Annotated in this window: 6 protein-coding genes; all 6 read right to left on the reverse strand. The window is 41.1% G+C overall.

Features of this window, described 5'->3' with window-relative positions; translation table 11 throughout:
- Positions 1-288: 288 nt before the first annotated feature.
- The 6 genes from CU633_RS18370 to yaaA all read right to left on the reverse strand — a co-directional run bounded on the left by CU633_RS18370 (position 289) and on the right by yaaA (position 7,884).
- Positions 289-1,395, reverse strand: a complete 1,107-nt coding sequence (locus CU633_RS18370) for an HD-GYP domain-containing protein (RefSeq protein ID WP_101662033.1) — start codon at positions 1,393-1,395, stop codon at positions 289-291.
- A 96-nt stretch (positions 1,396-1,491) separates the two neighbouring features.
- The gene (gene gyrA / locus CU633_RS18375; RefSeq protein WP_101662034.1) at positions 1,492-4,014 is read right to left on the reverse strand and encodes a DNA gyrase subunit A; all 2,523 of its coding nucleotides are present in this window, start codon (positions 4,012-4,014) and stop codon (positions 1,492-1,494) included.
- A gap of 241 nt (positions 4,015-4,255) precedes the next feature.
- Positions 4,256-6,178: a DNA topoisomerase (ATP-hydrolyzing) subunit B gene (gyrB, locus tag CU633_RS18380; RefSeq protein WP_101662035.1), complete on the reverse strand. Its 1,923-nt coding sequence runs from the start codon at positions 6,176-6,178 to the stop codon at positions 4,256-4,258.
- 96 nt (positions 6,179-6,274) lie between these two features.
- Positions 6,275-6,523: an extracellular matrix regulator RemB gene (gene remB / locus CU633_RS18385; protein ID WP_374703389.1), complete on the reverse strand. Its 249-nt coding sequence runs from the start codon at positions 6,521-6,523 to the stop codon at positions 6,275-6,277.
- 8 nt (positions 6,524-6,531) lie between these two features.
- Positions 6,532-7,650, reverse strand: coding sequence for a DNA replication/repair protein RecF (recF, locus tag CU633_RS18390; protein ID WP_101662037.1), 1,119 nt, complete (start codon positions 7,648-7,650; stop codon positions 6,532-6,534).
- 18 nt (positions 7,651-7,668) lie between these two features.
- A complete protein-coding gene (gene yaaA / locus CU633_RS18395; protein WP_101662038.1) occupies positions 7,669-7,884 on the reverse strand; it encodes a S4 domain-containing protein YaaA in 216 nt (71 codons plus the stop codon).
- Between the last annotated feature and the right edge of the window lie 137 nt (positions 7,885-8,021).

Below are 8,021 nucleotides of genomic sequence, written 5' to 3' on the forward strand. Positions count from 1 at the left end.
TTAAATAAAATAGAATTAACGTTGACGTTTTTGCTTGCTTGTTCAGTTTTCAAAGAGCAATAAACTCGTTTGCCGCCGCGAGGCGACTTTATTAATATATCATTTTGACAATGTTATGTCAACAACTTTTTAAAGATAAACAATCAGTTTCCCGGTTATTGTTGACTTGAATGATTATACCAGCCTATTATATTTGTGGCAAGGGTATTTGTGAACTTTTTTTGATTTATTGTTGTGCACAAATTTGCGTTAGAAGGTCTTAAAAGCGAAAAAGAAATCGGCTGATTTTTACTCAGCCGATGTAACGATTTCTTCTATAAAAAGCTGCCTGTGTTTGCTTAAGTGGATAATTTCATCCGTTTCCAAAACTCTTATTAATGGCCGGGTTGGTGCTGTTTCTTCGACAAATAAAATTTCTGCCTGCTGGCCGTCGGAAAGCTTAATCTTGCTTCCGGTTGAGAAATTCATGAATCCGGAACTTAATGCTTTCAAAACTTTTAAATCAAACTTTCCGAATTGATCCTCAGAGATCATTTCGAGGGCTCTAAACGGTGAAAGCTTTCGCTTATAAAACCGTTCCGATGTCATGGCATGAAAAGTATCCGCCACTCCAATAATTTTTGCAAAAGGATGGATCTTATCATCTTTTTCGCCGGAAGGATATCCGCTTCCATCCAATCGTTCATGATGCTGGACAATAGCGAGCTTGGTGCCTTCTCTTAACAGTGGAACATTTTGAACCATTTTGTAGCTAAGGGTAGGATGCTTTTTGATTTCTTCAAATTCTTCAACAGTTAAAGACGTTGTTTTATTAACAATTTTCGTGCTGATTTTTGCCATTCCACAATCAGCCAAACATCCTGCCAATGCGACTTGAATAATATCCCCTTTATCATAATTCATTCTCTTCGCAATAAATCCAGACAGAATGCCGACAGCGAGCGAATGCTGGTAAAGATATTCATTCTTCATAGACAAATGATGAAGATTAAAAATATCTGAAATACTTTTCTCGGCGGCATCGAGAAGCGGCAGGAGGATTTCCCGGACTCGTGCTATCTTTATCGGCATTCCCGATTGCCACGAGATATATTCTTTTTTAAATTCCTGGACTGCTTTTAAATACAATTGATTGAGGGAAGGACTATTTTCTTCACTTAATATGGTTGGGCCATGCTGGCTTTCTTCGTCTTCGACTATCCCAGTTGGGATAAACGGCTTGCCATTAGCGAGTATTCTTTCGACCACAACATCTTTAATCAAATAGATCTTTAAAATTTCGATCAACTGTTCTGTTAAGATTGTTTTGTTGGGTAAAATCGGACGGTTTGTCCTGCTAAAAACATCTGTTGAAAGAATGCAGCCTTCTTTTAGTTCTTCTATATTTACGCGCACCGCTTTTCCACCCCGGATTAATAATTCTTATTTTATTTCTATTTTACTTTATTTTCCCAAAAAAGAGGAACACAAAAATGTGTTCCTCTCAATTATTTATTCTGAATCGTTCTCGTCATGCGTTGCAACAACGTCCATATTGTCATCTGGAATTTCAGTTTCTTCATCAGCTGCAGCTTTTTCTTCCTCTTTTTCAACTTTAGCTACTGTTGCAACAAAATCATTGTCATTGCCTTCTAAACGGATAAGCTTGACTCCTTGCGTGTTCCGTCCCATCGTTGAAATGCCGTTTACATCGATTCGGATCAGGACACCCGATGTTGTGATCAGCATCAGGTCTTCCTCACCTGTAACAGCCTTCATTGCGACGAGGCTTCCATTTTTATCTGTTATATTGCATGTTTTGATCCCTTTGCCGCCTCGTCCCTGAACACGATACTCTTCAGCAGGAGTACGCTTTCCGTAACCTTTTTTCGTAACGATTAAAATATCGCTTTTTTCTTCAAGTACTTCCATCCCGACAACTTCATCATCTTTATCGATGTTGATTCCTTTTACTCCTGTTGCAGTTCTGCCCATAGAGCGAACATCTGTTTCAGGGAAACGAATCAACATTCCTTTTTTTGTCCCGATGATGATCTCTTTGCTTCCATCGGTCAACCGCACGGAAATTAACTCATCACCTTCGCGAAGATTCAAAGCAATTAGCCCGTTATTTCGGATATGGGCAAATGAGGTTAACGGAGAACGTTTCGATATGCCTTCCTTTGTTGTGAAGAATAAGAACCAGTCATCGACAAACTCTTCAACCGGGATAATCGCATTCACCCATTCTCCCTTATCGACTCCAAGCAGGTTTATGATTGGAATTCCTTTCGCTGTCCGGCTGAATTCGGGAATTTCGTATCCTTTTGCACGATACACCTTCCCTTTATTTGTAAAGAACAGCAGTGTATCGTGAGTCGATGTCGAAATCAGATGCTCTACAAAATCATCTTCATTCGTTCCCATACCTTGAATTCCCCGGCCGCCCCGTTTTTGTGAGCGGTAAGTCGACACAGGAAGGCGCTTTACATAACCATTGTGCGTAATTGTGACAACAATATTCTCCTGGGGAATGAGATCTTCATCTTCAATTGACTCGATTCCGCCTGCAACAATTTCCGTACGGCGTCTATCGTTAAAACGCTCTTTAATTTCCGTCAATTCTTCACGGATAATTTGGAGCACTTTTTCTTCATCGCCAAGAACAGCTTTTAATTCAGCAATAAGCTTAACAAGATCATTATATTCTTCTTCAATTTTTTCTCTTTCCAAGCCGGTTAAACGCTGCAGGCGCATATCTAAAATCGCCTGTGCCTGCTTTTCAGATAAATTGAAGCTTTCCATGAGACCTGCGCGGGCTACTTCTGCCGTTTGCGAGTTTCTGATTAGGCTGATTACTTCATCAAGGTGATCAAGCGCAATCCGCAAGCCCTCTAAAATATGGGCACGCGCTTGTGCTTTACGAAGTTCGAACTCGGTTCTTCTTCGTATCACCACTTTTTGATGGTCCAAGTAATGGGAAAGAGCCTGTTTTAAATTTAATACTTTCGGCTGACCGCCGACAAGAGCCAACAAATTGATACCAAAGCTTGTTTGAAGGGCCGTTTGCTTGTATAAATTATTTAGCAATACATTTGCATTGGCGTCTCTGCGGACTTCCATGACAATCCGCATTCCATTCCGGTCTGACTCATCGCGCAAATCGGTAATGCCATCAATTCTTTTATCGCGGACAAGCTCGGCAATTTTTTCAATCAATCTTGCCTTATTCACCTGGTAAGGAATTTCTTTAACAATAATAACTTCCTTGCCATTTGCTTTTTGTTCAATTTCTACCTTTGCCCGGAGTGTGATTGAGCCTCTCCCTGTTTCATATGCTTTTCGGATACCGCTCCGGCCCAATATGAGTCCGGCCGTAGGGAAATCCGGGCCCGGAATAAACTCCATCAGCTCTTGGATCGTAATATCCTCATCCTTTGTTAAGGCAAGGACACCGTCAATGATTTCACCGAGCTGGTGAGGGGGAATATTTGTTGCCATTCCAACCGCAATTCCGGAAGTACCATTGACTAATAAGTTTGGGAAACGCGAAGGAAGAACGACCGGTTCTCTTTCTGAACCATCGTAGTTATCTTGATAATCAATCGTGTCTTTATTAATATCCCGCAGCAGTTCCATTGAAATCTTTGACATTCTTGCTTCCGTATAGCGCATCGCAGCAGCTGAATCACCATCTACAGACCCAAAGTTTCCATGTCCATCTACAAGCATATATCGGTAGTTGAAATCCTGAGCCATTCTGACCATTGTGTCATAGACGGATGAGTCACCATGAGGGTGGTATTTACCAAGAACGTCTCCGACAATACGGGCTGATTTTTTATATGGTTTATCCGAATGCATACCGAGATCGTGCATGGCGTAAAGTATACGGCGATGAACCGGCTTTAATCCGTCACGAACATCTGGAAGGGCACGGGCAACGATAACACTCATTGCGTAATCTAAAAAAGATGTACGCATTTCCTGGCTAATATTTATTTCTTTAATGCTGGGATTAGGCGTCTCAGCCATTTGCGGAAACCTCCTTTTAAAAAACGGGATCATTTTAACTAAAAAATATTCCTGAGTTTATACAGCCTGCAAAATTTGATAAAGATTAAAATCAGGATAGACGATTTGTCGATCTATCCTGGTAATCGTTATATACTGTTTTAAAACTCTTGAAAAGGGAGGTCCTGCCGGTTGTACCCGCATCACTATGCGCAAGCATTGTTAAACGGTCCCGGCAATCTGAACCTCACTTAAATCGAGCTTATATATCCAAGTTTTTAACGTAAACGGCATTTTCTTCAATGAAATTTCTCCGTGGTTCAACTTTATCACCCATGAGAATTTCAAACGTTTCATCCGCTTCAATGGCATCCTCAAGGCTCACTTGGAGCAAAGTCCGTACGGAAGGATCCATCGTTGTTTCCCAGAGCTGGTCTGCATTCATTTCTCCAAGACCTTTATAGCGCTGAATACCTGGCTTAGGCTGGCTTGGCATATTTTCTAAAACTGCCTCGAGCTGCCGGTCACTATAAGCGTATTCAACCCGCTTGCCCTGCTGAATTTTATAAAGGGGCGGCTGGGCAATATAAATATAGCCTGCTTCGAGAATTTGTCTCATATATCGATAGAAAAACGTTAATAATAAGGTTCGGATGTGGGCGCCATCAACATCGGCATCCGTCATAATCACGACTTTATGGTAACGGGCTTTGGAAATATCAAAATCTTCTCCTATCCCGGTCCCGATTGCCGTAATGATTGCTCTCACTTCATTGTTGGAGAGAATCTTATCGAGCCGTGCCTTCTCTACATTCAAAATCTTTCCACGCAGCGGTAAAATCGCCTGGAAATGGCGGTCCCTTCCTTGTTTGGCTGATCCGCCCGCAGAGTCACCCTCAACAATGTAGAGCTCGCTGATCGAAGGGTCCTTTGAAGAACAATCGGCCAATTTACCAGGCAGGCTTGAGACTTCCAGGGCACTTTTCCTTCTTGTCAGCTCTCTTGCCTTTTTAGCGGCAAGCCTTGCCCGTGCAGCCATTAAACCTTTTTCAACAATTTTTCTTGCCACAGACGGGTTTTCCAGTAAAAAGGACCCGAAATGATCAGCAAATGTTGTATCGGTTACCGCTCGTACTTCTGAATTTCCAAGCTTTGTTTTTGTCTGGCCTTCAAATTGCGGATCGGGATGCTTAACAGACACAATCGCCGTCAGGCCTTCTCTTACATCCTCACCAGAAAGATTATCATCATTGTCCTTAAATACATTTTGTTTTCTGGCATAGTCGTTTATGACTCTCGTTAAGGCTGTTTTAAAACCGGATTCATGCGTGCCGCCTTCATACGTATGAATATTGTTGGCAAATGAATAAATATTGCTCGTATAGCCATCATTATACTGAAGGGAAACTTCAACAGTAATTCCGTCTTTTTCTCCTTCAATGTAGATTGGCTCGTCATGAAGCACTTCTTTTGTGCGGTTTAAATGCTCGACATAAGACTTGATTCCGCCTTCATAAAAATACTCGTTTCTTTTATTTTCAGCGCGTTTGTCTTCAATCGTAATCGTAAGCCCCCTGTTTAAAAAAGCAAGCTCGCGAAGACGGTTGGCAAGCGTATCATAGTCATATTCAAGTGTTTCCGTAAAAATCTCGGGATCCGGCTTAAAATGTACAGTTGTACCGGTTCTATCGGTTTCCCCAATTACTTTTAAATCGTCAAGGATGGCGCCGCGTTCAAATTTTTGATAATGGATTTTTCCCTCGCGATGGACGAACACCTCGAGTTCTGTAGAAAGGGCGTTTACGACAGACGCACCTACACCATGCAGTCCTCCTGAAACCTTATAACCGCCGCCGCCGAATTTTCCGCCGGCATGAAGAACAGTCATGATTACCTCGACTGCAGGCCTTCCCATTTTTTCGTGAATCCCGACTGGAATGCCGCGACCATTATCTACAACCGTAATGCTATTATCTGCTTCGATAGTGACATTAATTTCTGTGCAATAACCGGCTAATGCTTCATCAATACTATTATCAACGATCTCCCATACAAGATGGTGAAGCCCCTTTTGACTTGTTGACCCGATGTACATACCCGGCCGTTTGCGAACGGCTTCAAGACCTTCTAATACTTGTATCTGGTTCTCATCATATGCTTGTTCTTGCACTGCCTTTTGTTCCATAGCCACATCGATCACCTACACTTTCCATTTGCATTCCTACAATTTCACTTATCTATAATAAAATCGACCCAGCTCAAGAAGGGCCAATCTGATATTTTAAAATTCGTGGACTGATAATTTTTGAGAACGTTTCTTCAGTGTTCCGGAGGCAAGAGGGGAGTAATAAATTCTTTCATCCGTTATAACGACCGATTTAAATGGACCTTTTGCAAGATTTATGACATTTTCGCCCTTTTGTTGAAGAAATTCTCCCACATCGGGGGATTGAATGCTATCTTTATCCAATATGGCGATGATGTCTTTTGTTCTGACAAGAATATCTTCACCGACATGAAGGTACATCATTTCTCACCTCATTGAACCCGATTTATCACTCCGGCTTCTACTCTGTAGGTGGAAGCTTCTTTTAACGTCTGATGGTCAATTCCTTCGACGCTTGTTGTTGTCACAAATGTCTGGACCTTGCCCTGGATCGTATTCAATAAATGAGATTGGCGATAGTCATCCAGTTCCGACAATACATCATCCAATAACAGAATTGGATATTCACCAATTTCCGAATGAATCAATTCAATTTCGGCCAGTTTAACAGATAAAGCTGTCGTCCTTTGCTGGCCTTGAGAACCGAAAGTTTGCACATCGCGGTCATTAACAAAAAAAAGCAAATCATCCCGGTGAGGCCCAAACAGCGAAACCCCCCGTTCAATTTCTCTTTTCTTTATTTTAACAAACTTTTCTTCAAAGGCTGTTACCATTTTCGACAAATCCTGTCCTTCTGATACTTCAACCGAAGGCTTATACGTAATCTTTAACGATTCTAAATTTCTTGATATCCCTTGATGAATCGGACGCGCCCACTCTTCAAGCATTCCCGTATATTCGAATCGCTTATGGACAATCCGGACTGCCATTTCAATAAATTGCTCTGTCAAAATGTCCAGCATCGTTTCATCTGTTTGTTTCCTTGTTTGTAAAAGCTTTAAATAATGATTTCGCTGCTGGAGAATTTTTAAGAATTGTCCAACCTCATGTAAATAAACAGGAGACACCTGGCCGATCTCCATATCAATAAAACGACGCCTTACTTGAGGGCTCCCTTTTACTAAATGGAGATCTTCAGGCGCGAACATGACAACATTCATATTTCCTACGTACTGGCTTAATTTCCGCTGTTCGATATGGTTTACTTTGGCTTTTTTTCCTTTTTTTGAAATAACCAACTGTATCGGCAGCGAGCCATGTTTTTTTTGTATCCTTCCTTCTATTTTAGCATAATCTTCGTCCCAGCGAATAAGTTCTTTATCATTTGACGTCCGATGCGATTTAGCCATCGCTAAAACGTAAATCGATTCCATCACATTTGTCTTGCCCTGGGCATTCTCACCAAGAATCACGTTCACTTTATTTTCAAAGTGAGCCTCCAAGTCTTCATAATTGCGGTAATTCTTTAAAAACAACTGCTCTATATGCATGAACGCTTCATCCTTTAGCTAATGCGTAACGATAAAATCACCGAAATTCGGTATATGGATTTCATCCCCATTACGCAATTTCCGGCCTCTTCGCTGATCTAGTTCACCGTTTACATATACTTCATGCTCACTTAAAAACCATTTCGCCATTCCGCCGGTTTGGATCACTTCAGCTAACTTTAAAAATTGACTTAACGTAATATATTCCGTATCAATTTTAATTTGGTTTGCCATCATGTCACTCTTTCGTCATTAGTATCCAATACTTTATTTTACTAAAAAAAAGAACAATAGACAAAGAAAAGTAATAGTTTGAAAGAACCCAGAAATATGTCATAAGTAAAAAGTGCGCATAACAAAATAAGCCTACT

The sequence above is a fragment of the Bacillus sp. V3-13 genome (assembly GCF_002860165.1).
Lineage (GTDB): Bacteria > Bacillota > Bacilli > Bacillales > Cytobacillaceae > Bacillus_BJ.